The sequence below is a fragment of the Streptomyces sp. NPDC020379 genome (assembly GCF_044387105.1).
GTDB lineage: Bacteria > Actinomycetota > Actinomycetes > Streptomycetales > Streptomycetaceae > Streptomyces.
The window spans coordinates 23,158-47,813 of sequence record NZ_JBIRVR010000012.1 but is presented as its reverse complement, the minus strand read 5'-3'; the positions used below and the strand labels follow the sequence as shown (position 1 = coordinate 47,813).

29 protein-coding genes are annotated in these 24,656 nt (G+C 72.6%); 10 read left to right on the top strand and 19 right to left on the bottom strand.

All coding sequences use genetic code 11. From position 1 onward, the window contains the following. Positions 1-134 precede the first annotated feature (134 nt). The gene (locus ACH427_RS17470) at positions 135-1,013 is read left to right on the top strand and encodes an alpha/beta fold hydrolase (protein ID WP_398870353.1); all 879 of its coding nucleotides are present in this window, start codon (positions 135-137) and stop codon (positions 1,011-1,013) included. Here ACH427_RS17470 and ACH427_RS17465 read toward each other — a convergent pair. Continuing rightward, positions 1,010-1,801, bottom strand: coding sequence for a VOC family protein (locus ACH427_RS17465; protein ID WP_398870352.1), 792 nt, complete (start codon positions 1,799-1,801; stop codon positions 1,010-1,012). The genes ACH427_RS17470 and ACH427_RS17465 overlap by 4 nt on opposite strands. A 170-nt stretch (positions 1,802-1,971) precedes the next feature. After that, the gene (locus ACH427_RS17460; RefSeq protein ID WP_398870351.1) at positions 1,972-2,919 is read right to left on the bottom strand and encodes an NYN domain-containing protein; all 948 of its coding nucleotides are present in this window, start codon (positions 2,917-2,919) and stop codon (positions 1,972-1,974) included. A 161-nt stretch (positions 2,920-3,080) separates the two neighbouring features. On the opposite strand from ACH427_RS17460, the gene ACH427_RS17455 reads away from it, so the two are divergent. Further along, entirely contained in the window at positions 3,081-3,233 is a 153-nt protein-coding gene (locus ACH427_RS17455) for a hypothetical protein (protein ID WP_398870350.1), read from the top strand. A gap of 96 nt (positions 3,234-3,329) precedes the next feature. On the opposite strand, the gene ACH427_RS17450 is transcribed toward ACH427_RS17455, so the two are convergent. The 4 genes from ACH427_RS17450 to ACH427_RS17435 all read right to left on the bottom strand — a co-directional run bounded on the left by ACH427_RS17450 (position 3,330) and on the right by ACH427_RS17435 (position 6,406). Beyond that, a complete protein-coding gene (locus tag ACH427_RS17450; protein WP_301892603.1) occupies positions 3,330-3,935 on the bottom strand; it encodes a MarC family protein in 606 nt (201 codons plus the stop codon). 207 nt (positions 3,936-4,142) lie between these two features. Beyond that, positions 4,143-5,006 carry a PHP domain-containing protein gene (locus ACH427_RS17445; RefSeq protein WP_398870349.1) on the bottom strand — a complete coding sequence of 288 codons (864 nt, stop codon included), beginning with the start codon at positions 5,004-5,006 and terminating at the stop codon, positions 4,143-4,145. A gap of 99 nt (positions 5,007-5,105) precedes the next feature. Beyond that, positions 5,106-5,747, bottom strand: coding sequence for a DUF6758 family protein (locus ACH427_RS17440; protein ID WP_398870348.1), 642 nt, complete (start codon positions 5,745-5,747; stop codon positions 5,106-5,108). A gap of 74 nt (positions 5,748-5,821) precedes the next feature. Then, complete coding sequence (locus ACH427_RS17435) at positions 5,822-6,406, bottom strand: suppressor of fused domain protein (protein ID WP_398870347.1); 585 nt, start codon at positions 6,404-6,406, stop codon at positions 5,822-5,824. Positions 6,407-6,888: 482 nt separating this feature from the next. Here ACH427_RS17435 and ACH427_RS17430 point away from each other — a divergent pair, with 482 nt between their 5' ends. After that, positions 6,889-7,995: a magnesium and cobalt transport protein CorA gene (locus ACH427_RS17430; protein WP_398870346.1), complete on the top strand. Its 1,107-nt coding sequence runs from the start codon at positions 6,889-6,891 to the stop codon at positions 7,993-7,995. 23 nt (positions 7,996-8,018) lie between these two features. Here ACH427_RS17430 and ACH427_RS17425 read toward each other — a convergent pair whose 3' ends face one another. After that, positions 8,019-8,969 carry a DMT family transporter gene (locus ACH427_RS17425; protein ID WP_398870495.1) on the bottom strand — a complete coding sequence of 317 codons (951 nt, stop codon included), beginning with the start codon at positions 8,967-8,969 and terminating at the stop codon, positions 8,019-8,021. 34 nt (positions 8,970-9,003) lie between these two features. On the opposite strand from ACH427_RS17425, the gene ACH427_RS17420 reads away from it, so the two are divergent. After that, positions 9,004-9,510 (top strand): hypothetical protein, encoded by a 507-nt coding sequence (locus ACH427_RS17420; protein WP_398870345.1) that lies wholly within the window; start codon positions 9,004-9,006, stop codon positions 9,508-9,510. A 14-nt stretch (positions 9,511-9,524) separates the two neighbouring features. Here the strand turns inward: ACH427_RS17420 and ACH427_RS17415 are convergent, their stop codons facing one another. Next, the gene (locus ACH427_RS17415; RefSeq protein ID WP_398870344.1) at positions 9,525-10,319 is read right to left on the bottom strand and encodes a hypothetical protein; all 795 of its coding nucleotides are present in this window, start codon (positions 10,317-10,319) and stop codon (positions 9,525-9,527) included. 169 nt (positions 10,320-10,488) lie between these two features. Between ACH427_RS17415 and ACH427_RS17410 the strand changes: the two genes are divergently transcribed. The 3 genes from ACH427_RS17410 to ACH427_RS17400 are packed head-to-tail and all read left to right on the top strand — an operon-like array spanning position 10,489 to position 13,530. Next, positions 10,489-11,784 carry a magnesium transporter MgtE N-terminal domain-containing protein gene (locus ACH427_RS17410; RefSeq protein WP_398870343.1) on the top strand — a complete coding sequence of 432 codons (1,296 nt, stop codon included), beginning with the start codon at positions 10,489-10,491 and terminating at the stop codon, positions 11,782-11,784. Beyond that, positions 11,774-12,325, top strand: coding sequence for a DUF1003 domain-containing protein (locus ACH427_RS17405; protein ID WP_398870342.1), 552 nt, complete (start codon positions 11,774-11,776; stop codon positions 12,323-12,325). The genes ACH427_RS17410 and ACH427_RS17405 overlap by 11 nt, the downstream gene beginning before the upstream one ends. Before the next feature lie 44 nt (positions 12,326-12,369). After that, a complete protein-coding gene (locus ACH427_RS17400; protein ID WP_398870341.1) occupies positions 12,370-13,530 on the top strand; it encodes an Mrp/NBP35 family ATP-binding protein in 1,161 nt (386 codons plus the stop codon). Positions 13,531-13,588: 58 nt separating this feature from the next. Here the strand turns inward: ACH427_RS17400 and ACH427_RS17395 are convergent, their stop codons facing one another. From ACH427_RS17395 to sigE, 6 genes are all read right to left on the bottom strand, one after another. After that, positions 13,589-13,780 (bottom strand): YegP family protein, encoded by a 192-nt coding sequence (locus tag ACH427_RS17395; protein WP_398870340.1) that lies wholly within the window; start codon positions 13,778-13,780, stop codon positions 13,589-13,591. 91 nt (positions 13,781-13,871) lie between these two features. Next, positions 13,872-14,561, bottom strand: coding sequence for a hypothetical protein (locus tag ACH427_RS17390; RefSeq protein ID WP_398870339.1), 690 nt, complete (start codon positions 14,559-14,561; stop codon positions 13,872-13,874). Positions 14,562-14,677: 116 nt separating this feature from the next. Further along, positions 14,678-15,133, bottom strand: coding sequence for a sec-independent translocase (locus ACH427_RS17385; protein WP_398870338.1), 456 nt, complete (start codon positions 15,131-15,133; stop codon positions 14,678-14,680). Between the two features lie 106 nt (positions 15,134-15,239). Beyond that, on the bottom strand, positions 15,240-16,742 hold the full coding sequence (locus tag ACH427_RS17380) for a S1C family serine protease (RefSeq protein WP_398870337.1): 1,503 nt from the start codon (positions 16,740-16,742) through the stop codon (positions 15,240-15,242). Positions 16,743-16,909: 167 nt separating this feature from the next. Further along, complete coding sequence (locus ACH427_RS17375) at positions 16,910-17,716, bottom strand: anti-sigma factor family protein (RefSeq protein WP_398870336.1); 807 nt, start codon at positions 17,714-17,716, stop codon at positions 16,910-16,912. Continuing rightward, positions 17,713-18,528 carry an RNA polymerase sigma factor SigE gene (sigE, locus tag ACH427_RS17370; protein WP_398870335.1) on the bottom strand — a complete coding sequence of 272 codons (816 nt, stop codon included), beginning with the start codon at positions 18,526-18,528 and terminating at the stop codon, positions 17,713-17,715. Before sigE ends, ACH427_RS17375 begins: the two co-directional genes overlap by 4 nt. 163 nt (positions 18,529-18,691) lie before the next feature. Between sigE and ACH427_RS17365 the strand changes: the two genes are divergently transcribed. Further along, a complete protein-coding gene (locus ACH427_RS17365; RefSeq protein WP_361525134.1) occupies positions 18,692-19,357 on the top strand; it encodes a class I SAM-dependent methyltransferase in 666 nt (221 codons plus the stop codon). Positions 19,358-19,458: 101 nt separating this feature from the next. Here ACH427_RS17365 and ACH427_RS17360 read toward each other — a convergent pair whose 3' ends face one another. Next, the gene (locus ACH427_RS17360) at positions 19,459-19,626 is read right to left on the bottom strand and encodes a DUF3117 domain-containing protein (protein WP_003985072.1); all 168 of its coding nucleotides are present in this window, start codon (positions 19,624-19,626) and stop codon (positions 19,459-19,461) included. A gap of 308 nt (positions 19,627-19,934) precedes the next feature. Between ACH427_RS17360 and ACH427_RS17355 the strand changes: the two genes are divergently transcribed. Next, a complete protein-coding gene (locus ACH427_RS17355; RefSeq protein WP_398870334.1) occupies positions 19,935-20,720 on the top strand; it encodes an enoyl-CoA hydratase/isomerase family protein in 786 nt (261 codons plus the stop codon). 12 nt (positions 20,721-20,732) lie between these two features. Here ACH427_RS17355 and ACH427_RS17350 read toward each other — a convergent pair whose 3' ends face one another. Both ACH427_RS17350 and ACH427_RS17345 read right to left on the bottom strand, forming a co-directional pair. Then, on the bottom strand, positions 20,733-21,323 hold the full coding sequence (locus tag ACH427_RS17350) for a DNA-3-methyladenine glycosylase I (RefSeq protein ID WP_398870333.1): 591 nt from the start codon (positions 21,321-21,323) through the stop codon (positions 20,733-20,735). Further along, a complete protein-coding gene (locus ACH427_RS17345; protein ID WP_398870494.1) occupies positions 21,320-21,709 on the bottom strand; it encodes a DivIVA domain-containing protein in 390 nt (129 codons plus the stop codon). Before ACH427_RS17345 ends, ACH427_RS17350 begins: the two co-directional genes overlap by 4 nt. 100 nt (positions 21,710-21,809) lie before the next feature. On the opposite strand from ACH427_RS17345, the gene folP reads away from it, so the two are divergent. Then, entirely contained in the window at positions 21,810-22,670 is an 861-nt protein-coding gene (folP, locus tag ACH427_RS17340) for a dihydropteroate synthase (protein ID WP_398870332.1), read from the top strand. Positions 22,671-22,726: 56 nt separating this feature from the next. On the opposite strand, the gene ACH427_RS17335 is transcribed toward folP, so the two are convergent. Both ACH427_RS17335 and dapE read right to left on the bottom strand, forming a co-directional pair. After that, entirely contained in the window at positions 22,727-23,476 is a 750-nt protein-coding gene (locus ACH427_RS17335) for a TIGR00730 family Rossman fold protein (RefSeq protein ID WP_398870331.1), read from the bottom strand. A 65-nt stretch (positions 23,477-23,541) separates the two neighbouring features. Continuing rightward, entirely contained in the window at positions 23,542-24,621 is a 1,080-nt protein-coding gene (dapE, locus tag ACH427_RS17330; protein ID WP_398870330.1) for a succinyl-diaminopimelate desuccinylase, read from the bottom strand. Between the last annotated feature and the right edge of the window lie 35 nt (positions 24,622-24,656).

Sequence of the window (24,656 nt, the reverse complement as noted above, 5' to 3'; positions counted from 1 at the left end):
TTGCGGGGTCTGGGGCGGAGCCTCAGCCTCGGGGAGGGCCGTGGCTGGGAAAAAATCCCGCCGCAGGCGCGAGTCGGCCCGCTCCCCGGCAACCCCCAAGCCCCCCGCCCCAACCCCACCGCTAGCCTCACCCCATGAGCCGCCCACCCTTCCTCGCCCTCCCCCCGCACGCGGAAGCGCACCGCCTCCCCACCCCCCGCGGCGAGTTCGCCACGCACGACGCCACCCCCACAACGGCCACACGCCGCGGCACCGTCCTGCTCGTGCCCGGGTTCACCGGGAGCAAGGAGGACTTCATCGCGCTGCTGGAGCCGATCGCGGCGGCCGGTTACCGTGCCGTGGCCGTGGACGGGCGGGGGCAGCACGAGAGCGCGGGGCCGCGCGACACGGCGGCGTACGCGCAGGAAGAGCTGGCCAAGGACGTGCTCGCCCAGGCGGAGGCCCTCGGTGGTGGGGTGCACCTGCTGGGGCACTCGTTCGGCGGCCTGGTCTCGCGCGCGGCGGTGCTGCTGGACGCCTCCCCCTTCCGCTCGCTCACGATCATGAGCTGCGGCCCGGGGGCGATCGCGCCGGAACAGCGGGCACGCACCCGGCTGCTGATCGACGCCCTGGGGCAGCTGGACAAGGAAGCGGTCTGGCAGGAGATGCGGAAGCAGGATCCCCAGGAGCCCCAGGAAACGGAGCCGGCCGAGGAGCCGTCGGATCTGGACGAGTTCCTGCACCGCCGCTGGACGGGCACGACCAAGGAGCAACTCCTCGTGGCCGGGCGCCAGTTGACGGTGGAGCCGGACCGTACGGCGGAGCTGGCGGCGGTCCCGCTGCCCAAGCACGTCCTCTCCGGCCGGCTGGACTACGCGTGGCCGGTGCCGTCGATCGACGCGATGGCGAAGGAGCTGTCGGCGGTCCGTACGGTCATCGAGGGCGCGGGCCACTCCCCCAACGCGGAGCGCCCGGCGGAGACGGCCGAGGCGCTCGTGCGCTTCTGGGACCAGGCCGTCCCGCCCGCCGCCTAGCCGCCCGCCTCGCTCGCCGTCACCGTGAAGAGCCCGCCCTGGGGGTCGCGGAGCGTCGCCTCGCGGCCCACCGGGGACTGGCCCGGTTCGGCGGCGACCGTGCCGCCGACGGCGAGGGCGGTCTCGACGGCCTTCTCGACGTCGTCGACGCAGAAGTAGACGTGCCAGCGGGGCCGGACCCTCGGGTCGGGTGCCGCCTCGACCGCGCCGCCGCGCAGGCAGGCGACGGTGTGCTCACCGGAACGGACCATCACGGCGTCGTCCTCGTAGCGGACCTCGCAACGGTCGGGGCGGCCGGTGGCCCATTCGAAGACCTCACCGTAGAAGATGGCGGCGGCGAAGGCGTCGCGGGTGCGCAGCTCCAGCCAGGCGGGCGCGCCCTCCCGGCCGACGCGCCACTCGCGGAGCGTCTGGCCCTCCCAGAAGCCGAAGACGGCCCCCGCGGAGTCGGCGGCGAGGGCGGCCCGGCCGTGTCCGACGGCGATCGGCCCGACGGCGACGGTGCCGCCGCGCTCGCGGATCCGGGAGGCCACGATGTCGGCGTCCTCGACGGCGAAGTAGGAGGTCCAGGAGACGGCGACGCCCATGGCGCGAGCGACGTTGCCGATGCCGGCGACGGGCTTGCCGTCGGCGAGCGCCACGGTGAAGTTCTCGCCCAGCCGGCCGGAGCGGAAGGTCCAGCCCATCACCGGTCCGTAGAAGTCCTCGGCGGCGGCGAGGTCGTGGGTCAGCAGGGACACCCAGCACGGCGCACCCGGCACGGCACGGTCAAGGGACGACGACGCCATGACGGACCGCCTCGATTCTGGTCGGGGTCTCTTCCGGGGCTTCCGGGCTGCCGGACGCCGGCAGCCCTCGGGGTGGCCGCCCCTGGGGCACGACCACCCGAAGCCAGGGTTCCACTCACGGTGCCCGCGCGCATTCCGGCGCGCGCACGCGTCACGCGGGTTCCGTACGTTCAGTACTGCGTGCCCAGGTGGTCCCAGAATCCGTCGCGCAGCGCGCGGCGCAGGTCCGCGTGGCCACGGAGGGAGAGGCCGAGCAGGGCCTCGGCCTCCACCAGGAGTTCCTGGTCGACGGCGCCGGGGAGATAGGGGTGGCCGGGCAGCAGCTCGGCGAGCGTGTCGCGGCCGCGCGAGCCCAGCCACTGGGCGGCGACCTGGGCGCCGACGAAGCGCACGTCGTCGCGGCTGGGGGCGGGCGCCTGGTGGGCGGCGGCCTCGCCGTAGGGCTCGGGGACGGCGCGGCGGCTGACGTAGGGCTTGCAGAAGTCGAGGTCGAAGGTGCGCTGGCTGTCGACCTCCCAGAGCAGGGGTTCGGCCTGGTTGCGGCCGGTGACGGCCTCGATGCCCCAGAGGTGGACGCGGGCGCCGTAGCCCTGCGCGGCCTCGACGGCGGAGACGAGGTCCTCGTCGCCGCCGATGAGCGCGGCGTCGCTGATGGCGCGGTGCCGGGCGAGGGATTCGAGGTCGCTGCGGATGAGGGAGTCGACGCCCTTCTGCTGGTTGTTGGCGTTGAGGTTGCCCAGGCGCACCTTGACGTCGGGCAGTTCGGCGATGCTCTGCTGCTCGGCGGTGTGGATGCGGCGCCGGGCGCCGTCGTACCAGTAGACCCGCAGCAGCCTGCTGTCGGGGAAGATCATGCGGGCCTTGTCGATGAACGCCTCGATCAGCCCTTCGGCGTCGAGGTCGAAGGCCCGGCGGTCCTCGGTCCCGGCGACGAGCCGGCCCGCGGCGGCGTAGACATAGCCGGCGTCCACGAAGATCGCATGGGTGGAGGGGGTGGTGGCGACCTCGGCGAGGACGCGGGTGAGCAGCTCATTGGTGCGCTCGATGCCCGCGGCGACCGTGGTCAGGTCCGGGGGCCGCGGTGGGAGCGGGGGGTGCGCGACGGCGTGGTGGGTCATGTGCGAGCTCTCAGTAATTAGTCACGTTAAAAATTTCCTTAGCGTAGGGAATGTTTGAAGTGATCACCTCGTTGGACACGTATGTGAACGGGTCGCACCGTCGCGACACCGTCACCCACTCATGGAGTTCTCCTCAGGAGGATCAGACGAAGGGAGAAGCCTTGCGCTTCGAAATCATGCGCCTGGACGACGCCGACGGCTCGGCCGTCGACAGCACCGTCGTGGACGCCGCCTCCGTCAACAGGATCGTGCAGCAGGCCGCATCCACAGGCCAGCGCATCTACATCCGCCCGGCCCACACAGCGGCCCGGTAGTGCGTAAGCGCTCCCACGTGCCGACGCCCCCGTACGGACCGTACGGGGGCGTCGTGCGTTCGCGGGTGCGCCGCGCCGGGCGCGGGGCCCGCGCGGTCAGCGGTTGGCGATGACCTGGGTGATGCCGTTGATGATCTGCTGGACGGCCAGCGCCGAGAGCATCATGCCCGCGAGCCGCGTCACCAGCACCACACCGCCGTCCTTGATGACCCGGATGATCAGCAGCGAATAGCGCATCACGAGCCACAGCACGACGTGCATCGCGGCGATGGCCACCCACACCGAGATCTGGGCGCTGACGGAGTCCGCGTGCTGGACGGCCAGGATCACCGAGACGATCGCACCGGGCCCGGCCAGCAGCGGCATGCCGAGCGGGACGAGGGCGACGTTGACGTCCTTGGTCTGGGTCGGCTCCTCGGACTTGCCGGTCAGCAGGTCCAGCGCGATCAGCAGCAGGAGCAGACCGCCCGCGATCATCAGCGCCGGAGTGGTGATGTGCAGGTAGTCCAGGATCTGCTGGCCGCAGATGCCGAAGACGGCGATGACGCCGAAGGCGACCGCGGCGGCCTGCCAGGCCATCCGCCGCTGCACCTTGGCCGGACGGCCGGAGGTGAGCGCGAGGAAGATCGGAGTGATCCCGGGCGGGTCCATGATCACAAAAAGCGTGAGAAAGAGGGATCCGAAGACAGCGAAGTCGAACACAGTGTGGCCTTGCGAGAGTGGTGCGAGCAGGAGCGTGGGTGAGGCAGGGTTCGCGGGCGCGGGGCGGCGCACGGAGGTGGGAAGGGGGTGCGTACGAGCAGTACGCGCCGGTCGTACGGCCGGGTGCTCAGGGGCGTACGGATGCCCGGTCCCGCGCGGGCGCACAGGGCACGCGCGTGGCCCGGAGTGACCGGGAGGGGTGAGGGGTCAGCCGCCCGCGCCCGGGACGGGGAAGGCTCCCGTGGCCCGGCGGGTGATCTCGCCGTAGATCTCCGGGTCGGTGGTGTACTCACCGAGCCGACAGGTCTTGCGGCTGCCGTGGTAGTCGCTGGAGCCGGTGGTCAGCAGGGAGAGGTCGGCGGCCAGGCCGCGCAGCCGGGCGCGCGTGGACGCGTCGTGGTCCATGTGGTCCACCTCGACGCCGTCGAGACCGGCCGAGGCCAGCTCGGCTATGCCGCTCTCGGAGACGCGGTTGCCCCGCTTGAGCGCCAGGGGGTGCGCGAGGACGGTGACCCCGCCCGCCGCCTTGACCAGGCGGATCGCGTCGAAGGGGTCGAGCTCGTGCTTCTCGACGTAGGCCCGGCCGTCACCGGCCAGCCACTCGGAGGTGAAGGCGTCGGAGACGCTGTCGATCACGCCCAGCTCGACCATGGCGCTGGCCACGTGCGGCCGGCCCACGGCGCCGCCCGCGGCGAGCTCCGTGACCCGCTCCCAGGTGACGGGCACGCCCAGCTCGTTGAGCTTGGCGACCATGCCGCGCGCGCGGGGCACCCGGTCGTCGCGGACGAGCTCCCGCTCGCGGGCGAGCTCCGGCTCCAGCGGGTCGAAGAGATAGGCCAGCATGTGCACGCTGAAGCCGTCGGGCCCCGCGAAGCGGCAGGAGAGCTCGGCGCCCGTCACCAGGGTGAGCCCGGCGGGCAGCGCGGCGATGGCCTCGGCGTGGCCGCCGACCCCGTCGTGGTCGGTCAGCGCGACGACGTCCAGCCCGGCGGCGGCCGCGTTGCGGACCAGCTCGGCGGGGGTGTCCGTGCCGTCCGAAGCCGTGGAGTGGGTGTGCAGGTCGATGCGCACGTCACGGCTCCTGGCGGTGGGACGGAAGGGGACCGGTTCAGGATAACCGGCGCCGCCGTCGGCACCGCCACCCACCGGCGCTCCGTCCCGGACGCCGGATTACGGGGACAGCAGGCGCGGGGACAGCGCGCCGCACGGCAGGAGTTCCACCTCGGCGCCCGCCTCGCGCAGATCCGTGAGCACCAGCTCGTCGTACATCAGCAGCCCCGACCGCTCCGGCCAGACGACCGCCCACAACCACAGCCCGCGCGCCTCGCCCGCGAAGACGGCGCGGTCGTCGGGCGCGCCGTCGACGTGCCAGAGGGGGGTGGGGCGGCCCGCCGCGTGCACCTTGGCGTGGGGCGAGCGGTCGACGCACATATGGGGGCCGGGGTCGGGGCCGTCGATCCCGGCATAGCGGGCGCCGAGGCCGACGCCGAGCTCCTCGGCGACGAGCAGCAGCTCACCGGGGCCGCCGAGCGGGCTCGGGCCCGAGCAGGCGACGGTGGTGGCCCGGCCGCCGCTGCGGTCGTCGCCCGCGCACGTCACGCCCGTGAAGAGCCAGCCGACGGGCAGCGGCCAGGGCATCCACACCGGCACCCGGGCGCGGTTGACGACGACGGCCAGCGCCTCGACGCTCGGCGGGACGACCGGCTGCAAGGGGTGCACCGGCCCGTGCACGGAACACTGCCAGGAGTCGGAGAAGAGACCGGGCGCGCGCACCCGGCCTCCGCACTTCGGGCAACTGGGTTCGCCCCTCATAAGGCCCAACGGTCCTCCCAGCCCGCCGCCGCGTCAAGGACGATCACCCGTCCGGACGCCGACACCCCGGAGCGTCACCCCAGGGGCACCCCGGGCCTCAGTGGGTCACGCAGATCGGTGCCGTGCGCGAGCCACCGCTCCTCCAGCGCGGCCGCTCCCTGGACCCGCTTCCACGCCGCCTCGTTCGGTGTCATCGGCAGCAGCGGAAGGAAGCGGACGGGCTCCATGGGGTCATCCAGTTCGAGGTCCTCGACCAGCCCGCCGGACTCGGCGACGAGCACGGAGGTGAACGGCGCGCCCGGCCACAGCGGCTCGCCCGTGTCCAGCGAGGCGCCGGGGGCCACGACGAGCCCCTCCACCTGTGGGGACGCGGCGAGCACGGCCAGCGGGCGGAGCACCTTGTCGGTGTCGGCGCGGCCCGCGCGTACGGAGAGGACCAGTTCGGCGCGGGGGCCTCGGAGCGGATCGGCGACAACGGCGGTGGGGTCGGCCATCGGCTGGGCGGACATGCCGAGGGTGGCGTAGCGGACGACGTCTCCGTCGAGAAAGCGGAGGACTTCGATCCGGTCGGTGCCGAGGAAGGTCACCGCGGCGCGCGCGTCCGGTTCGCCCAGGGCTGTCCGCAGCCGGGCCTCGACCAGTGCGAGAACGTCTGACATGCAGTGAGCATAGAACGCGTATCGAACGGGCAAAGGAGGGTATTGACGGGTTAAGTGGCTGCTAGCCTTGACCTCTGGTCAGGGAGTTACGCTCGTCCCTCAGCGGGGACCGGCCGGAGGAGGTGGGGCTGCGGTGGATCCTAGTCGACCGTGCAGTACCGGCAGTTCTCCCGTCCCTCCGCTCCGGGCGCGCTCCTTGTGATCTGAAAGCCTTCCCGTACCGGCCGTTTCCGCCGGATACCACCGGGATTCCTCCTGGAAGTCCTTTCGCGCCCGCAGCACTTGACGGAAGAGCGCCTTCGTCTCGCTTTGTTCCGTGTTCTCTGCGAAGTTCTTGCGCACTGCCGTCAGTCCACCGCACCGCGCGAAGCGCCGCCCGCTTCGCGGATGTATTTCCTCCCGACCGGGGTGGTACGTCCACGTTCCGGGCAGCGTTGCGCCGCTCCACCGAGACTGACGGCCGGCCCGTGAAGGAGCCTGCCATGTCGATGATCCGCGACCTGCGTGCCGCCGTCCGCCCCGCCCTCCGCCGGGGTGTCACTCCTCATGAGTACGACTCCACCCGGGACCCCTCCGTCAGCAGCGCGGTGGTCGACTGTGCGATCTACCGCGACGGCAAGCGCCTCAGCGACCACGTCAGCCCGGCCGATGCCATGCGGCGGGTGCGGGCCGAGGGCGGCTTCGCGTGGATAGGGCTGCACGAGCCGACGGAGCGTGAGTTCTCGGGCATCGCCCAGGAGTTCGGGCTGCACCCGCTCGCCGTGGAGGACGCGGTCCACGCCCACCAGCGGCCCAAGCTGGAGCGCTACGACGACACGCTGTTCACCGTCTTCAAGACCATCCACTACGTCGAGCACACGGAACTGACCGCCACCAGCGAGGTCGTGGAGACCGGCGAGGTGATGTGCTTCACCGGTCCGGACTTCATCATCACCGTCCGGCACGGCGGCCAGGGCTCGTTGCGCGCGCTGCGCCACCGCCTCCAGGACGACCCGGAGCTGCTCGCCAAGGGCCCCTCGGCCGTCCTGCACGCCATCGCCGACCAGGTGGTCGACGGCTATATCGCGGTCGCCGACGCGGTGCAGGACGACATCGACGAGGTCGAGATCGATGTCTTCTCCGCACCCAGCAAGGGCTCTTCGCGCGGTGGCGACGCGGGCCGGATCTATCAGCTCAAGCGCGAGGTGCTGGAGTTCAAGCGGGCGGTCTCGCCGCTGATGCGGCCGATGCAGCAGCTCAGCGAGCGGCCGATGCGGCTGGTGGACCCGGACATCCAGAAGTATTTCCGCGACGTCGCCGACCACCTCGCGCGCGTGCACGAGCAGGTAGTCTCCTTCGACGACCTGCTCAACTCCATCCTCCAGGCCAACCTCGCCCAGGCGTCGGTCGCCCAGAACGAGGACATGCGGAAGATCACGTCGTGGGCGGCGATCTGCGCGGTGCCGACGATGATCGCCGGGGTCTACGGCATGAACTTCAAGTACATGCCGGAGCTGGAGTGGAAGTACGGCTATCCGACGGTGATGGTCGTGACGGTGGCGATCTGTGTCGCCATCCACCGGGGCTTCAAGCGGAACGGCTGGCTGTAGGAGCCGTGGAACCGTAGAAGGGGTCAGCCCGCCGCCCGGTCGCCCCGGATCACCAGGGCCAGGCCCGCCAGGATCACCAGGAGCGCGGGATACGCCGCGGCCGGCGGGAGCTGGTGCAGCCACAGGGCCGCGATCAGCGCGGCTCCCGGCGTCTCCAGCAGGATCGCCGTCGAGGTGACCGACGGCCCGAGGCCCTTGACCACGCGGTTGATCAGCGAGTGCCCGAGCAGCTGCGCGGTGACCGTGAGCAGGGCCAGCTTCAGCCACGTCTCCCCGCTGTAGCCGCCGAGCCGGGCGCCGGACACCAGGCAGGTGACCAGCAGCAGGACCGTCGTCGTCGCGTACAGGACGCAGGTGTACGCGACGGTGCCCACCGTCCGCCGCACCTCCGCCCCCAGCAGGACGTACCCGGCGGCCGCGATGCCGCCGGCGAGCGCGAGCGCGTCCCCGGCGAGCGCGCGGGCCGATACCGCGAAGTCGACGCCCGTCAGGATCACGACACCGAGGAACGCGAGAGCCGTGCCCGCCCAGACGAGCGCCGGGCGGCGGTGTCCGCCGAGGCGCAGCAGGAGCGTGGTCCAGATCGGGGTCGTCGTGACGAGCGCGGTCGAGGACGCGACCGAGGTCATTCGCAGGCTCGGCAGCCACATCGCGAAGTGCACGGCGAGCAGCACGCCCGCCGCGACGGACAGCAGCAGGGCCCGGCGCCCGATGCCGCGCAGCTCGGCGCGGTGCCGGACGAGCGCGAGCGGGGTGAGGGCGCCGACCGCCATGGCGTTGCGCCAGAAGGCGATGGCGAGGGTGGCCGGGGTGATGGTCGCGGTGAGCGGCGCGGAGAGCGAGATCCCGGCGATCGCCACGGCGAGCAGGGCGATGTCCGTACGGACCGGGGCCGCGGCACTCGCGGGCGCCTGCGGCGGGGCGGCGGGGCCCGTACGGGCGGCACGGGCGGTCCTGGTGGTCCGGGCAGTCATCACCCGTCCAGCGTAGGCGGCATAAGGTGAGCTCATGACGCAGACGCTGGCGCTGATCGAAGAGGCCACCAAGAAGTCCGGCCTCATCTGGGTGCAGGGTCCGACGGGGCCGAGCCGCGCGCTGTGGCACGTGTGGCACGAGGGCGCCGCCCATCTCGTCGGCGGGCCCGGCGAGCAGCCGGTGGAGGAGCTCGGGCTCGCGGACGGCGCGCGGGCGGTCGTGACGGTGCGCAGCAAGGACAAGGGCGGCCGCCTGGTGACCTGGCACGCGCGCGTGAGCGAGCTCGCGGCGCGGGGCGAGCAGTGGGGCGCGGCCGTCGCCGAGCTCAAGGGCAAGCGGCTCAACGCGCCGGACGCGGAGCGGATCGAGGAGCGGTGGGCCGCGGAGTGCCGGGTGCTCCGCCTGGAGCCGGAGGGCTCGACGGTGGAGCTGCCGTCGGGGGCGCTGGCCGCGCAGCCCCTGCCGTCGCCGGCCGTCACGCGGATGCCCATGCCCGCGGCCCTGCCGCGCCTGCTCCGGGGCCGGCGCCGCCGGGGCTGACCCCGCGCGGGGCCTCAGGACGTGCCCGGGTCCTTGCCTGTGCCCTGGTCCTTGCCCGTGGAGGTGCCCTTGCCCGCGGACGGGTCGGCGCCGGTCGGGATGTTCTTGCCGTAGTCGACGGTGGCGCTCTTGTCCGGGACGGAGAGGGCGAAGTCCTTGCCCCAGTCGCCCAGTTCCAGCTGGCCCGCCCCGCCCGCCCGCTGCACCCGCACCGGGTACGGCGTGCCCGTCAGGGAGACGTCGAGCGTGCCGCCGCTGCCCTTGGCGCCGCCGGTGACGCGGATCGTGCGGACACCGGCGACCGTCCCGTGGTCGCCGCGCGTGAGCTTGCCGTGCAGCACGAGCAGGCCGTCCAGCAGGACGTTCTTGTCGGTGAAGCCCTTGAACTGCTGGTAGGACGGGTCGTTGGAGGGGACCTTCACGTATTTCTTCTCCAGCTTGCCGCCCGCCGCGCCGCCGCCGTCCCCGTGCGACCAGAACGCCGCGGGTGCCTTGAGGTAGAGCTCGTCGCCGACCCGCAGCAGCTCGAACGCGCCGGCGCCGGTCGCGACCTGGCCCGTGCCGCCGTCCTTCTTCAGCCGCATGTCGATCCTGTACGTACGGCCCTGGCTGACGACGCTGCCGGACAGGTGGACCGCGTCCGCGCCGCGGGCGGCCGCGGTGGCCTGGTCCTGGATCTTCGCGGCGTCGAGCTTGCCCACGCCGTTGGTGCCCGCGTCGGGATCGTCGCCACCGCCGCCACAGGCCGTGAGCGCGGCGGACAGGCCGGCGCACAGCGCTCCGACGAGTGCCGCCTTCGGGGTTCGCACGTCTGCTCATGCCTCCTGACACCGATGGAGTACGGCAGCGTACCCGGGCCGCGCGGAGGCGGAAGCGGGGAGTCCGTACGGCCGTCTCTCCCGCGCCGGGGAGAAGCCGGGCACGTAGCCTGAAATCTGGACATCACCCCTTCGGATTCCGGAGCAGGAGGGCGCGGCCATGGCGGGAGGCGTCCACCGGGTGTTCGTCTCGCACCTCTCCGGGGTGGCCGTCTTCGACCCGCACGGCGACCAGGTGGGCCGTGTGCAGGACCTCGTCGCGATGCTGCGCGTCGGCGGCCGTCCGCCGCGCGTGCTGGGGCTGGTCGTGGAGGTCGTCAGCCGCCGCCGGATCTTCCTGCCGATGACCCGGGTGACGGGCGTGGAGTCCGGCCAGGTCATCACCACCGGCGTGATCAATCTGCGGCGCTTCGAGCAGCGGCCCACGGAGACGCTGGTCGTCGGCGAGCTGCTGGACCGCCGGGTGCGCCTGGTCGACGGGGGCGAGGAGGTCACCGTCCTCGACGTGGCGGTCACCCAGCTGCCGGCCCGTCGCGACTGGGAGATCGACAAGGTCTTCGTCCGCAAGGGCAAGGGCGGGGCCCTGCGCCGCAAGGGCGAGACGCTGACGGTGGAGTGGTCGGCGGTGACCGGCTTCTCGCTGGAGGAGCACGGGCAGGGCGCCGCGAACCTCCTGGCCACCTTCGAGCGGCTGCGCCCGGCCGACCTCGCCAGCGTGCTGCACCACCTGTCGCCGAAGCGGCGCGCGGAGGTGGCGGCCGCCCTCGACGACGACCGGCTCGCCGACGTCCTGGAGGAGCTGCCGGAGGACGACCAGATCGAGATCCTCGGCAAGCTCAAGGAGGAGCGGGCGGCCGACGTCCTGGAGGCCATGGACCCGGACGACGCCGCCGACCTGCTCTCCGAGCTGCCCGAGGACGACATGGAGCGGCTGCTGACGCTGATGCAGCCGGAGGACGCCGCCGACGTACGGCGCCTGATGGCCTACGAGGACCGGACGGCGGGCGGCCTGATGACCACGGAGCCGATCGTGCTCCGCCCGGACGCCACGGTCGCCGACGCCCTCGCGCGGGTGCGCAACCCCGACCTCTCCCCCGCGCTGGCCGCGCAGGTCTACGTGTGCCGTCCGCCGGACGAGACCCCGACGGGCAAGTACCTGGGCACGGTGCACTTCCAGCGGCTGCTGCGGGACCCGCCGTTCACGCTCGTCGGGTCGATCGTCGACACCGACCTGCGGCCTCTGCCGCCGGACACCCCGCTGCCCGCCGTCACCAGCTATCTGGCGACCTACAACATGGTCGCCGCGCCCGTGGTGGACGACAGCGGCGCGCTGCTGGGCGCGGTGACCGTCGACGACGTCCTGGACCACCTGCTGCCGGACGACTGGCGGGAGACCGAGCTGCACTCCGGCGCACTGGGCATGAGCGATCTTCCGGAGGCCGCGGATGGGCACTGAACGCAGTCGTGAGGAGCGGGCCAAGGAGCGGATCGCGCACCAGCCGCGGGTGCGGCTGGACCTGCCGCGGGTGCGGCGGCGCAGCTGGCTGCCCAGCTACGACCCGGAGGCGTTCGGGCGCACGTCGGAGCGGATCGCGCGGTTCCTGGGGACGGGCCGGTTCATCGTCTGGATGACGGTCGTCATCGTGCTGTGGGTGCTGTGGAACACCACGGTGCCGGGGCATCTGCGGTTCGACAACTATCCGTTCATCTTCCTGACCCTGGTGCTCTCGCTCCAGGCGTCGTACGCGGCGCCGCTGATCCTCCTCGCGCAGAACCGGCAGGACGACCGCGACCGGGTCAATCTGGAGCAGGACCGCACGCAGAACGAGCGGTCCATCGCGGACACGGAGTATCTGACGCGGGAGATCGCGGCGCTGCGGATGGGCCTGGGCGAGGTCGCGACGCGGGACTGGATCCGCTCGGAGTTCCAGGATCTGGTGAAGGAGCTGGAACAGCGGCGGATATTCCCGTACGAGAGTGAGGAACGCGACCGCTGAAGGGCCTTTCCGGAGGCCCCCTCCCGCGCCGTACCATCGTGCTTATGGCTACCGACACGAACGGCACGTCTGTGAGCGAGGACGCGATCCGCGCCGCGCTGGCGACGGTGAACGACCCCGAGATCCACCGTCCGATCACCGACCTCGGGATGGTCAAATCGGTGGGGATCGGCGCGGACGGCTCGGTCGCGGTAGCGGTCTATCTGACGGTCCAGGGCTGCCCGATGCGCGAGACGATCACGAGCAACGTGCGCAACGCCGTGGCCGCCGTCGAGGGCGTCACGGACGTCACCGTCGAGCTCGACGTGATGAGCGACGAGCAGCGCAAGGAGCTGGCGGCGTCGCTGCGCGGCGGCACGGCCGAGCGCGAGGTGCCCTTCGCCAAGCCGGGCTCGCTGACCCGGGTCTACGCGGTGGCGTCCGGCAAGGGCGGCGTCGGCAAGTCCTCGGTGACGGTCAACCTCGCGGCGGCGATGGCGGCCGACGGCCTGAAGGTCGGCGTCGTGGACGCGGACATCTACGGCCACTCGGTGCCCCGCATGCTGGGCGCGGGCGACAGCCGGCCCACCCAGGTCGAGAACATGATCATGCCGCCGTCGGCGAACGGCGTGAAGGTCATCTCGATCGGGATGTTCACGCCGGGCAACGCCCCGGTGGTGTGGCGCGGCCCGATGCTGCACCGCGCGCTCCAGCAGTTCCTGGCGGATGTCTACTGGGGCGACCTGGACGTCCTCCTGCTCGACCTCCCGCCGGGCACCGGTGACATCGCGATCTCCGTCGCGCAGCTCGTCCCGAACGCCGAGATCCTGGTGGTGACGACCCCTCAGCAGGCCGCCGCCGAGGTCGCCGAGCGCGCCGGTTCGATCGCCGTGCAGACGCACCAGAAGATCGTCGGCGTCGTGGAGAACATGTCCGGGCTGCCCTGCCCGCACTGCGACGAGATGGTCGACGTCTTCGGCACGGGCGGCGGCCAGACGGTCGCCGACGGCCTGACGCGGACGACCGGCGCGAACGTGCCGGTGCTGGGCGCGATCCCGATCGATGTCCGGCTGCGCGAGGGCGGCGACGACGGCAAGCCCGTGGTCCTGTCGGACCCCGACTCCCCGGCGGGCGTCGCGCTGCGGGCGATCGCGGGCAAGCTCGGCGGCCGCCAGCGCGGCCTGTCGGGGATGTCCCTGGGGATCACCCCGCGCAACAAGTTCTGACGCCGCCCGCGCGGCAGGCACGGTAAGGGGCGGTCTCCATGGAGGCCGCCCCTTACCGCTACTGGTTCCCGGTCTCCAGGTCCTTGACCGGCGCGTCGGGGGCGTTGTTCTTGACGGACGCGATGCCCTTCTCGGCCGCGGCCTTGCTGTTGTACGCCTCGCCGACGGCGATGATCTCGCCGTTCCCGGCCTTGAGGCGGAACCGGTGCTGGCCGGCCTTGTCCTTGTAGAGCTCGAACGAACCACCCATGTCGCTTCACCTCTCCGAGTGCGTCCCCTGCCAGGCATTCAAGCCCGGCACCGGGAACCCCGCAGCTCGGGTGGCCCGATCGGTGACCGTCTCAGCTCCCGTAGGCGGCCAGGTCCTTGATCACCGAGAAGCCCATGCCGTATGCGCTCATGCCCCGCCCGTACGCGCCCAGGTGGACGCCCTCGGCGGAGCCGGCGAGCACCCAGCCGTACTCGGACTCGCGGTAGCGGAAGTCGGTGGGCACGCCGTCGACCGGGAGCGACAGCGTCGACCAGGCGGGCTCCTCCAGATGGTCGGCGAGCTCCCAGGCGAGGGCCGTCTGCTGGTCCAGCCAGTCCTGCCGCAGGGCGCGCTCCATCTGCGCCGGCCAGGTGGACGACAGCAGCCCCGAGCCGGCCAGCCAGGCGGCGGAGGAGACCGAGGTGGCCTCCAGCACACCCGTGCCGTCGGCGCTGCGCCGGACCGGGCGGCTGGCGACGGTCACCACGACGGCGAAACGCTGCTTGGCCTCGGCGGGGGCGGTCTTCTCGCCCCGCAGCGAGGGCTCCTCGCCGTGGCCCGTGGAACCGTGCTCCACGGTCCCGTCGGCGGCGGCGCCGACCTGCATCAGCCAGCGCGGCCCGCTGTACGCCTCGTCCAGGCCGTACCACGGGAACGAGGCCAGCAGATAGCCGTCGACGGACCGCCGGGCACCGGGGCCGCTCTGTGCCGCATCCTGTGCGGCGGCCGCCCCGGCCTCGCCGGCCGGCCCCTGCGCCCCTACCCGACTCGTCGTCTCCATCTGTGCGGCGCCTCCTCGTGGCCCGATGTCCTGGGCGAGCCCGCCCCCTAGGGAGACTTCACCCCAAACACAGGGAGGATAGCCACCCCCGTCAATGGCGCCGGGGACGCGCGAGCTCAGGTGGCGTCGGAGTCGAAGGGCGGACGCTCGCCCGGATGCAGCCCCTCGCGCTTTTTGAGCAGGTCAGGGCCGCTGGAGGGGGTTGCGGAGCCGGGGGCGGCCGGCTCGGAGGAAGGAGCCGGGGCACTGCTGCGCCCGTGGACCGCGTCGGCCACGTCGCCCATCTCCGCCTTGAAGTCGAAGCCGTTGCGGATCTCCTTCAGGCCCAGCTCGTCCTTGTCGAGCACATGCTTGCGCACGAAGGCCTTGGGGTTCAGGTCCTCGAACTCGAAGTCCTTGAACTCCGGGCCCAGCTCGGAGCGGATGTCCTGCTTGGCGTTCTCCGAGAACTGCCGGATCTTGCGCAACGTCCGCGACACGTCCTGGATCATCTTCGGCAGCTTGTCCGGGCCGAAGATGAGCACCGCGATCACCACGAGCGCGACCAGCTCGAGGGGTCCTATGTCGAGCACGTTGCAGCTCCTTGATGCGTAAGTGGCCGGGGGTCGCGGCCACGTATCACGGTACCTGGCCCGGCCACCGCCGAGGGCGACACCCGGGCCAACATCAGGCCAAAGGTCACCGCGCGCCCGCCGAGCCCAGGGTCAGCTCCACGGTCCGCTCGCCGCCGTCGTGCTCCACGGTCAGGGAGAGCCGGTCACCCGGACGGTGGCTGCGGACCTTGACGATCAGCTCCTGACCGCTGTGCACCGGGGCCCCGTCGACCTTCTTGATCACGTCCTGGTCCCGGATGCCGGCCTTGTCACCGGGCCCGCCCGGGGTGACCGCCGGGCCGTCGGCGCCCTTGGAGTTCACCCGGGCGCCGTCGCCCGCGTATGTCATGTCCAGGGTCACCCCGATGACGGGGTGGGTGGCCCGGCCTGTGTTGATGAGCTCCTCGGCGACGCGCTTGGCCTGGTTGACCGGTATGGCGAAGCCGAGACCGATGCTGCCGCCCTGGCCGCCGAGCTCTGAGCTGTCACCCGCGGACCGGATCGCGCTGTTGATCCCGATGACGCGGGCCTGGGAGTCCATCAGCGGCCCGCCGGAGTTGCCCGGGTTGATCGGGGCGTCGGTCTGGAGCGCGTCCACATAGCTGACGTCGCTGCCGTCCTGCTTCTGGCCGCCCGCGGTGATCGGACGCTCCTTGGCGCTGATGATCCCGGTGGTGACGGTGCCCGCGAGGTCGAAGGGCGCGCCGATGGCGACCACGGAGTCGCCGACGCGGACGGAGTCGGAGTTGCCGAGGGCGAGCGGGGTCAGCCCGGTCACGCCGGAGACCTTGAGCACGGCAAGGTCATAGCCGCTGTCCCGGCCGACGACGGTGGCCTTCGCCGTCTGGCCGCTGTTGAAGGTGACCGATATGTCGCCGCCGGAGCCCGCGGGCTCCACGACGTGGTTGTTGGTGAGGATGCGGCCCTCCTTGTCCAGGACGAAGCCGGTGCCGGTGCCCTGGTCGCTGCCGCCGCGCACATGGATCGTCACCACGCCGGGCAGGGCGCGCGCCGCGATCCCGGCGACGCTGTCCGGGGCGCGCCCGGACCGGTCCGCGGGCGCCTGCGGCAGCCGCACGTGGTGCCCCACGACGCCGTCCCGCTCCAGGAACGCACCGGTGACCCCGCCGATGCCCCCGGCGACGAGCGCCACGATCACCGCTCCGACGACGATCCGCCCGCGCCGCCGCGCGGCCGGTCCCGGGGCGGGAGCGGCCGGGCGGGTCGCGGGGGAGACGGCCCAGGGGTCGTAACCCCAGGGCGCGGGCAGGGGCGTCCCGTACGGGAACGGCGCGCCGGGCGGGGCGGGAGGCATGCCCGGCGGCGGGAGGAGGGTGCCGTGTGCCGGGGTGACCGGGCGCTGGACGGGCGGCGCGGGCGCCCATGGTCCGGGGCGGCCGTAGGGCGGGGTGCTGTACGGATCGGGCGCGTGCCGGGGTGCCGGGGCGGCACAGGGAGACGCGGGGGCGGTGTCCTCGCCGCCCCGGTCCTCCGGGCCGCGCGGCACCGCGTCAGGCGGTGTCGTACGCCGGGGACGGCTCCACCAGTGCGGCTTGGGGCCCATGGGCCCGGCCTTCCCCTCGTCCATCTTCTCCCCACCGTTCGCCGGAGGGCGCACGGCGTCGCCCGAGGGATCCGCGGCCCACCGGGAATTCAACCAGGTCCGCGCGGGCCTGCGCAGAGGGCCTGGGGCCGCCGACCGGATCCGTCGGGCGCGGCCATGGCGGGATCAAGGCGTGGCCACACCGGGAACGATCAGTGCCGGATCCGCGCGCTGTCGGCCGCGGAGAAGCCCGGGGCGGGGAGCGCGGCGCGGACCAGCGGCGGGAGCGGCGCGGCGGAGGGCCGCAGCAGCGAGACTCCCATGGCCACAGGCGCGGGCGCGGCCGGGGCGCCGGGCACCGCGGGCCCGTCCCGCCCGGCGAGCGTGAGGGCCAGGGAGCGACGGCTGTCCTCCGCGGTGCCCCCCTGACTCATGGAGAGCGGCGTGGTGGCCACGCGGGGGTCCCCCGAGCGCGCGCTGGTGGTCTCGCCGACCGAGGCGAGCGGCTGGGCGCTGCCGAGCGCGAAGGCCGCGAGCGAGACCGCGCCCGCCGCCGCGAAGGCGAAGCGGCGCCCGCGGGAGGCGCCGCGGGAGGGGTCGGGCAGCTCGTGGACACGGAAGCCGCGGTCACGCTGCCAGGGGGCGGCGGGGAAGAGGGCAAAGGTTTCAGCCCGGGTGCCGGAGCCGCCTTTTCCCTGGCTCCCGGACCGCTTGCGGCCGTCCGGAGCGGGCTGCGCGCCGTCGCCGCGCAGCCCCTCCAAGCCGTCGCCGCCGGGGCCGGTGCCGGGCAGATTCTGCAGGCGGGCGAGCAGCGCGTCGGAGAGCGGCGGGGCGGCCGCCTCGGCGAACACGCTCTTGAGCCGACGCTGGGCGTCGGCTTCGGCTTTGCATTTCCAACAGGTCGCCAGGTGCGCGAGCACCCGCTCCCGAGAGTCGTGTCCCAACTCCCCGTCGACCAGGGCCGCGAGGCGGTCGCCGAGATGGTGCTCGGCGGGGGACTGACCGCCTGAACCGGTCACGCGATCCCTACCTCCCCACCCAGCGGAAAGCCGGGGCCCGCACCCGTCACGGCGACAGCGCGCTGCTCGGCCCGGGCGGCGGGCGAGCGGTGCTGAAGTGCCTTGCGCAGGTGGGAGCGGCCACGGTGGATGCGGCTGCGCACGGTGCCGAGCTTGACGCCGAGCGTCGCGGCGATCTCCTCGTAGGAGAGGCCCTCGATGTCGCACAGGACGACGGCGGCGCGGAACTCCGGGGCGAGGGTGTCCAGCGCCTGCTGGACGTCCGCGTCGAAGTGGGTGTCGTTGAAGTGCTGCTGGGGGGACGGCTCGCGGCTGGGGAGCCGCTCAGCGGCGTCCTCACCGAGGGCGTCGAAACGGATGCGCTGGCGGCGCCGGACCATGTCCAGGAAGAGGTTGGTGGTGATGCGGTGCAGCCACCCCTCGAACGTGCCCGGGGTGTACGTCGACAGCGAGCGGAAGACGCGGACGAACACCTCCTGCGTGAGGTCCTCGGCGTCGTGCTGATTGCCGGTGAGGCGATAGGCGAGGCGGTAGACCCGTGCACTGTGCGTGCTGACGATCTCCTCCCAGGAGGGAGGGGCCCACGCCTGCGAATCCGCATCGGTGGCGAAGGTCGCGGTGGGTGCGGAGTCGGCGATGGGGGCACCGCCCATGCCGTTCAGGCCATGGGGGAGCGAACGGTCAGCGGTCTTGGTCACGGATTTCGGCTCGCCGATGGACCTGCGAAAGCGCTTCAGCACGCTCCGACGGTCTCCGGCCGCAGCCGCACCTCCCCTGTCGGCTCTGGTGGTGTCCAGTGGAGCCCCTACCATATCCATCCCGCCCGTTAGCTCAGGATAAGGAATTTTGACCTTCATTTGGCCTTGGTCCCCCGTCCCCGACATCTCCCCCCGGCTTCCTCCGCCGTAGCCTTCCGATTCTTCCCAACGCGCGGTCCCATCTGCGGGTTCCCGTGGTCAGCGGATACAGTCACGGTTGCGTCGACTACGGGGACAGGAGAGGGCCATTACCGGCAACCAGCAGACGAGCTGGGCGTTCGCCGATGCGTTCGTCGCCGAGGGAGAGGCGCTGCGGTGGGCCCGGGACCGGGCTCACGAGGCAGGTCTCCGCTCGGTGTCGTCCGGCACCGGCGCCGCGCTGCGCCTGCTCGCCGCGGCGGTGGACGCCAAGGCGGTGGCCGAGATCGGCACGGGCACGGGCGTCTCCGGCCTCCATCTCCTGCACGGCATGCGGCCCGACGGTGTGCTGACGACCGTGGACAGCGATCCCGAGTGCCAGCAGTTCGCCCGGCAGGCGTTCCGCGCCGCGGGCTTCGCGGGCAACCGGGCGCGCTTCATCCCGGGCCGCGCGCTGGAGGTCCTGCCGCGTCTCGCCGACGGCGGATACGACCTGGTGTTCTGCGACGGCGACCGGCTGGAGTGCCTCGACTATCTAGCCGAATCGTTGCGCCTGTTGCGGCCGGGCGGACTCGTCTGCTTCGAGGGCGTCTTCGCGGACGGCCGCACGGTCGACTCCGCCGCCCAGCCCGCCGAGGTGCAGCGGCTGCGCGAGTTGCTGCGCGCCGTCCGCGAGTCCACGGTGCTGCTGCCCTCGCTGCTGCCGGTCGGCGACGGACTGCTGTGCGCGGCCCGGCGCGGCTGACGGCCGCCCGCCCGGGCGCGCGCGGCCGGCCGTGGATACACCACTGCCCCGGAGCCGGGACGAGCCGGCGCCGGGGCAGCGTGAGATCCGCAGGCCGCGCGTCAGACGGTGACCTTCTCCAGGGCCTCGCCGAGAGCCTTGGCCTCGTCCGGGGTCAGCTCGACGACGAGACGACCGCCGCCCTCGAGCGGAACCCGCATGACGATGCCCCGCCCCTCCTTGGTCACCTCGAGCGGGCCATCGCCCGTCCGCGGCTTCATGGCCGCCATGCTCGTTCCCCTTCCTGAAACCAGCTCGCCGCAGCCGACAACCCAGGTGTCACCGGCATCGAACACATTGCTTCCAGGCCATTATCCCGCATCGCGTGACCCGATGACCAACATCAGTCCGCATCCGGTCGGCAACGCGCTCTCTCAAAACCACCCAATTCGGCGATCGGACTGCGATACTGCGCCGCCACCGCACCGCCTCGATGGCCGGTTTCTTTGACGCAGGTCACATATCGGCCGCCGGTGATCTCCGGCATGCTGACCCTGACGGCTGTCGACGCAGCCGCGACGAGGGAGGGAGCGGTTCCATGGCCGACACCGTGCTGTACGACGTGACGGACGGGCTCGCGACGGTGACACTCAACCGTCCCGACGCCATGAACGCGCTCGACATCGCGACGAAGGCGGCGCTGCGCGACGTGCTCCAGGAGGCCGGCGCGGATCCGGCCGTGCGCGCCGTCCTGCTGACCGCCACGGGGCGCGCCTTCTGCGTCGGACAGGACCTCAAGGAACACGTCGAGCTGCTGGCCCGGGCCGAGTCGGTGATGACCACCGTCAAGGAGCACTACAACCCGATCGTCACCGCGATCACCGGGATGCGGAAGCCGGTCGTGGCCGGGGTCAACGGTGTCGCGGCGGGCGCGGGCGCGGGCTTCGCCTTCGCCGCGGACTACCGCGTCGTCGCGGACACCGCCTCCTTCAACACCTCCTTCGCCGGGGTAGCGCTCACCGCGGACTCGGGCGTCTCCTGGACCCTCCCCCGCCTCGTCGGCCACAGCCGCGCCTCGGACCTGCTGCTGTTCCCCCGCAACGTGCCCGCCCAGGAGGCGTACGAGCTGGGCATCGCCAACAAGGTCGTGCCCGCGGCGGACCTCGCCGCGCAGGCCCAGGCGGTGGCCCGCCGGCTCGCGACGGGCCCGACCGCGGCCTACGCCGCGCTCAAGGAGTCGCTGGCCTACGGCGCGGACCACTCGCTCGCCCAGTCGCTGGCCAAGGAGGACGAGCTCCAGGGCCGCGCGGGAGCCTCCGAGGACCACCGCATCGCGGTCGACGCCTTCCTGAAGAAGGAGAAGCCGCGCTTCGTGGGGCGCTGACCGGCCGGGCGGCTACGCGGCCTCGCGCGCATGGCAGTTGGCCAGGTGGTCGTTGACCAGGCCGCACGCCTGCATCATGGCGTATGCCGTCGTGGGGCCGACGAAGCGGAAGCCCCGCTTCTTGAGCTCCTTCGCCAGCGCCGTGGACTCCGGGGTCACCGCGGGCACGTCCGCCGCCGAGCGCGGTGCCTTCCGGGGCGTGTCCGGGGCGTACGACCAGATGAAGGCGTCCAGCTCGCCGGGCGCCCACTCCGCCGCCACCCGGGCGTTGCCGATCGCCGCGGTGATCTTCGCGCGGTTGCGGATGATGCCCGGGTCGGCGAGCAGCCGCTCGGCGTCGGCCTCCGTGAAGGCCGCCACCTTGGCGATGGAGAAGCCGGCGAAGGCCGCGCGGAACCCCTCGCGACGGCGCAGGATCGTCAGCCACGACAGCCCGGACTGGAACGCCTCCAGGCACATCCGTTCGTAAAGGGCGTCGTCGCCGTGCACCGGGCGGGCCCACTCGGTGTCGTGATAGCGGCGGTAGTCCTCCATGGACTCCGCTTCCAGGCCCCATGGACAGCGCGCCAGGCCGTCCGGGCCGACGACCGCTCCGGTGCTCATGCTTCCCCGCCCCCGCTCCGCTCGCCCGGCGCGGCGTCGTGCGGCGCCGGGCCGGGGCCCTCCTCGGCTCTCCTCGCCGCCCGCTCCCGCGCGTCGGCGAGGGACCGCTCCAGCTCGGCGATCCGCGCGTCCCTTTCGGCCAGTTCGGCGCCGAGCCTGTCCAGGACGTCGTCGGTCTCCGTCATGCGATAGCCGCGCAGGGCGAGCGGCAGCCGCACCGCGTCGACGTCGGCCCGGCTCGTGGGCCGGTCCGCGGGCAGCGGCCAGGCGATCCGGTCCGGCTCGGCCTCGGGCAGCGAGACACCGCTCCCGCCGCCCACGACGAAGAGCGTGACCGCGGCCACCACCACGACCAGCGCGATGAGCAAGAACCAGAACACGACCATCTCCCAGGTGCGCCCGCCACACGAATCCGTCGTCCACGATCGTGCCATGCCCCACTGACAGTTAAGGTCGCTGGCGGACCACGCGAAGAGGAGTAGGGAAATGCTGCGGCTGGGACGACGCGAGTTCGACGCCCACGAACCGGTGATCATGGCGATCGTCAACCGGACGCCTGACTCCTTCTACGACCAGGGGGCCACGTTCCACGACGAGGCCGCGCTGGCCCGCGTGGAGCAGGCGGTGGCGGAGGGTGCCGCCATCATCGACATCGGCGGCGTGAAGGCGGGCCCCGGCGCGGAGGTCACCGCCGAGGAGGAGGCGCGGCGCACCGTCGGCTTCGTGGCCGAGGTCCGCCGCCGTCACCCGGACGTGGTGATCAGCGTGGACACCTGGCGGCACGACGTCGGCGAGGCGGTCTGCGAGGCGGGCGCCGACGTGCTCAACGACGCGTGGGGCGGCTTCGACCCCAAGCTGGCGGAGGTCGCGGCACGGTACGGCGTGGGCCTGGTGTGCACGCACGCGGGCGAGGTGGAGCCCCGCACACGGCCGCACCGCATCGCGTACGACGACGTGATGGCGGACATCCTGCGCGTGACGCTCGGGCTGGCCGAACGGGCCGTCGCGCTCGGCGTCCGGCGCGACGCGATCATGATCGACCCGGGTCACGACTTCGGGAAGAACACCCGCCATTCCCTGGAGGCGACCCGGCGGCTGGGCGAGATGACGGAGACGGGCTGGCCCGTGCTCGTCTCGCTGTCCAACAAGGACTTCGTCGGGGAGACGCTCGACAAGCCGGTGAAGGAACGGGTGCTGGGCACGCTCGCGACGACGGCCGTCTCCGCGTGGCTGGGGGCACAGGTCTACCGCGTGCACGAGGTCGCGGAGACCAGGCAGGTGCTCGACATGGTGGCGTCGATCGCGGGGCACCGGGCCCCGGCGGTGGCGCGCCGCGGGCTCGCCTAGCGCACGCGGCAGGCGCCCCGCCGGGCCCGCGGGCGGGCCGGCGGGCGCCGCGCCGCTTACGCCCCGGCCTCCTTGGTGACCAGGCCGACCGCCTCGTCGACGTCGTCCGTCACATGGAACAGGCGCAGGTCCTGCGATCCCGCCTTGCCCTCCGCGATCAGGGTGTCGCGGAACCAGTCGACCAGGCCGCGCCAGTACGCCGTGCCGAAGAGGACGATCGGGAAGCGCGTGACCTTCTTGGTCTGCACCAGCGTCAGCGCCTCGAACAGCTCGTCCAGCGTGCCGAGTCCGCCCGGCAGCACGACGAACCCGCTCGCGTACTTCACGAACATCGTCTTGCGGACGAAGAAGTAGCGGAAATCCACACCGAGGTTGACGTAGGGGTTGAGGCCCTGCTCGAAGGGCAGCTCGATGCCGAGGCCGACGGAGATGCCGCCCGCCTCCGTCGCGCCCCTGTTGGCGGCCTCCATCGCGCCGGGGCCGCCGCCGGTGATGACCGCGAAGCCGGCCTCGACCAGGCCCCGGCCGAGCGCCACCCCGGCCTCGTACTCCGGCGAGCCCACCGGCGTGCGGGCCGAGCCGAACACACTGATGGCCGGCGGCAGTTCGGCGAGCGCGCCGAAGCCCTCGACGAACTCGGACTGGATGCGCATCACCCTGAAGGGATCCTCGTGCACCCAGTCCGCGGTGCCTCTGGTGTCCAGCAGATGCTGGTCGGTGGTGCCCTGCTGCATCTGGCCGTGCCTGCGCACGACCGGCCCACGGCGCTGTTCCCGCTGTGCGCGGGTTCCTTCGGGATGTGCCATTCCGCTCTCCCTCCGCTGATCGTTGCTGTTCAGCGTAGGCCCACAGGGCACCGGGGGCGGGCCGGTCAGGAGGTCAGCCAGGCGCGCAGCCGCTCCTCGCACTCCGGGATCAGTTCCGCGCGCACCCGCTCGTCCCGCTTGTGCGCGACCATGGGGTCGCCGGGTCCGTAGTTGACGGCGGGCACGCCGAGCGCCGAGAAGCGCGAGACGTCCGTCCAGCCGAACTTGGGCTTCGGCGTCCCCCCGACGGCCTCGATGAAGGCCGCGGCGGCCGGGTGGGACAGGCCGGGCAGCGCGCCGGGCGAGTGGTCGTCGACGACGAACTCCGCGACGCCGCAGCCCTCGAAGACCTCCCGGACGTGCGCCAGCGCCTCTTCCTGGGTGCGGTCGGGGGCGTAGCGGAAGTTGACGGTGACCGTGCAGGCGTCGGGGATGACATTGCCGGCGACGCCGCCCTCGATCCGTACGGCGTTGAGCCCCTCGTGGAACTCCAGGCCGTCGATGACCGGCCTGCGCGGCTCGTAGGCGGCGAGCCGGGCGAGGATCGGGGCCGCCGTGTGGATCGCGTTGCTGCCCATCCAGCCGCGCGCCGAGTGGGCCCGCTCGCCCTCGGTGCGCAGCAGGACCCGCAGGGTGCCCTGGCAGCCGCCCTCGACCTGGGCGTCGGTCGGCTCCAGCAGGACGGCGAAGTCGGCGGTGAGCCAGTCCGGGTGGGCCGCGGCGACGTGGCCGAGGCCGTTGAGGTGGGCGGCGACCTCTTCGTTGTCGTAGAAGACGAACGTCAGGTCGCGGTTGGGCGCGGGAACGGTCGCGGCGATGCGCAGCTGCACCGCGACGCCGGACTTCATGTCGCTGGTGCCGCAGCCCCACAGGAAGCCGTTCTCGTCCATGCGCGAGGGGACGTTGTCGGCGATGGGGACGGTGTCGATGTGCCCGGCGAGCACCACGCGTTCGGCGCGGCCCAGGTTCGTGCGGGCGACGACGTTGTTGCCGTACCGGTCGACGGTCAGGTGCGGCAGCGCGCGCAGCGCGTTCTCCACCGCGTCGGCGAGCGTCTTCTCGTTCCCGCTCTCCGAGGGGATGTCGACGAGCCGGGCGGTGAGGGCGGCGGCGTCGAGGGACAGGTCGAGTACGGCGTCATCCATGCCCGCGACTCTAACCCGGCCCCGCGGGGCCGGGC

Bases quoted from the DNA above. Each gene is read 5' to 3' on its own strand.
- ACH427_RS17470 (WP_398870353.1), top strand. From the start codon at position 135: ATGAGCCGCCCACCCTTCCTCGCCCTCCCCCCGCACGCGGAAGCGCAC.
- ACH427_RS17465 (WP_398870352.1), bottom strand. From the start codon at position 1,801: ATGGCGTCGTCGTCCCTTGACCGTGCCGTGCCGGGTGCGCCGTGCTGG.
- ACH427_RS17460 (WP_398870351.1), bottom strand. From the start codon at position 2,919: ATGACCCACCACGCCGTCGCGCACCCCCCGCTCCCACCGCGGCCCCCG.
- ACH427_RS17440 (WP_398870348.1), bottom strand. From the start codon at position 5,747: ATGAGGGGCGAACCCAGTTGCCCGAAGTGCGGAGGCCGGGTGCGCGCG.
- ACH427_RS17435 (WP_398870347.1), bottom strand. From the start codon at position 6,406: ATGTCAGACGTTCTCGCACTGGTCGAGGCCCGGCTGCGGACAGCCCTG.
- ACH427_RS17430 (WP_398870346.1), top strand. From the start codon at position 6,889: ATGTCGATGATCCGCGACCTGCGTGCCGCCGTCCGCCCCGCCCTCCGC.
- ACH427_RS17425 (WP_398870495.1), bottom strand. From the start codon at position 8,969: ATGACTGCCCGGACCACCAGGACCGCCCGTGCCGCCCGTACGGGCCCC.
- ACH427_RS17420 (WP_398870345.1), top strand. From the start codon at position 9,004: ATGACGCAGACGCTGGCGCTGATCGAAGAGGCCACCAAGAAGTCCGGC.
- ACH427_RS17410 (WP_398870343.1), top strand. From the start codon at position 10,489: ATGGCGGGAGGCGTCCACCGGGTGTTCGTCTCGCACCTCTCCGGGGTG.
- ACH427_RS17405 (WP_398870342.1), top strand. From the start codon at position 11,774: ATGGGCACTGAACGCAGTCGTGAGGAGCGGGCCAAGGAGCGGATCGCG.
- ACH427_RS17400 (WP_398870341.1), top strand. From the start codon at position 12,370: ATGGCTACCGACACGAACGGCACGTCTGTGAGCGAGGACGCGATCCGC.
- ACH427_RS17395 (WP_398870340.1), bottom strand. From the start codon at position 13,780: ATGGGTGGTTCGTTCGAGCTCTACAAGGACAAGGCCGGCCAGCACCGG.
- ACH427_RS17390 (WP_398870339.1), bottom strand. From the start codon at position 14,561: ATGGAGACGACGAGTCGGGTAGGGGCGCAGGGGCCGGCCGGCGAGGCC.
- ACH427_RS17380 (WP_398870337.1), bottom strand. From the start codon at position 16,742: ATGGACGAGGGGAAGGCCGGGCCCATGGGCCCCAAGCCGCACTGGTGG.
- sigE (WP_398870335.1), bottom strand. From the start codon at position 18,528: ATGGTAGGGGCTCCACTGGACACCACCAGAGCCGACAGGGGAGGTGCG.
- ACH427_RS17360 (WP_003985072.1), bottom strand. From the start codon at position 19,626: ATGGCGGCCATGAAGCCGCGGACGGGCGATGGCCCGCTCGAGGTGACC.
- ACH427_RS17355 (WP_398870334.1), top strand. From the start codon at position 19,935: ATGGCCGACACCGTGCTGTACGACGTGACGGACGGGCTCGCGACGGTG.
- ACH427_RS17350 (WP_398870333.1), bottom strand. From the start codon at position 21,323: ATGAGCACCGGAGCGGTCGTCGGCCCGGACGGCCTGGCGCGCTGTCCA.
- ACH427_RS17345 (WP_398870494.1), bottom strand. From the start codon at position 21,709: ATGGTCGTGTTCTGGTTCTTGCTCATCGCGCTGGTCGTGGTGGTGGCC.
- folP (WP_398870332.1), top strand. From the start codon at position 21,810: ATGCTGCGGCTGGGACGACGCGAGTTCGACGCCCACGAACCGGTGATC.
- ACH427_RS17335 (WP_398870331.1), bottom strand. From the start codon at position 23,476: ATGGCACATCCCGAAGGAACCCGCGCACAGCGGGAACAGCGCCGTGGG.
- dapE (WP_398870330.1), bottom strand. From the start codon at position 24,621: ATGGATGACGCCGTACTCGACCTGTCCCTCGACGCCGCCGCCCTCACC.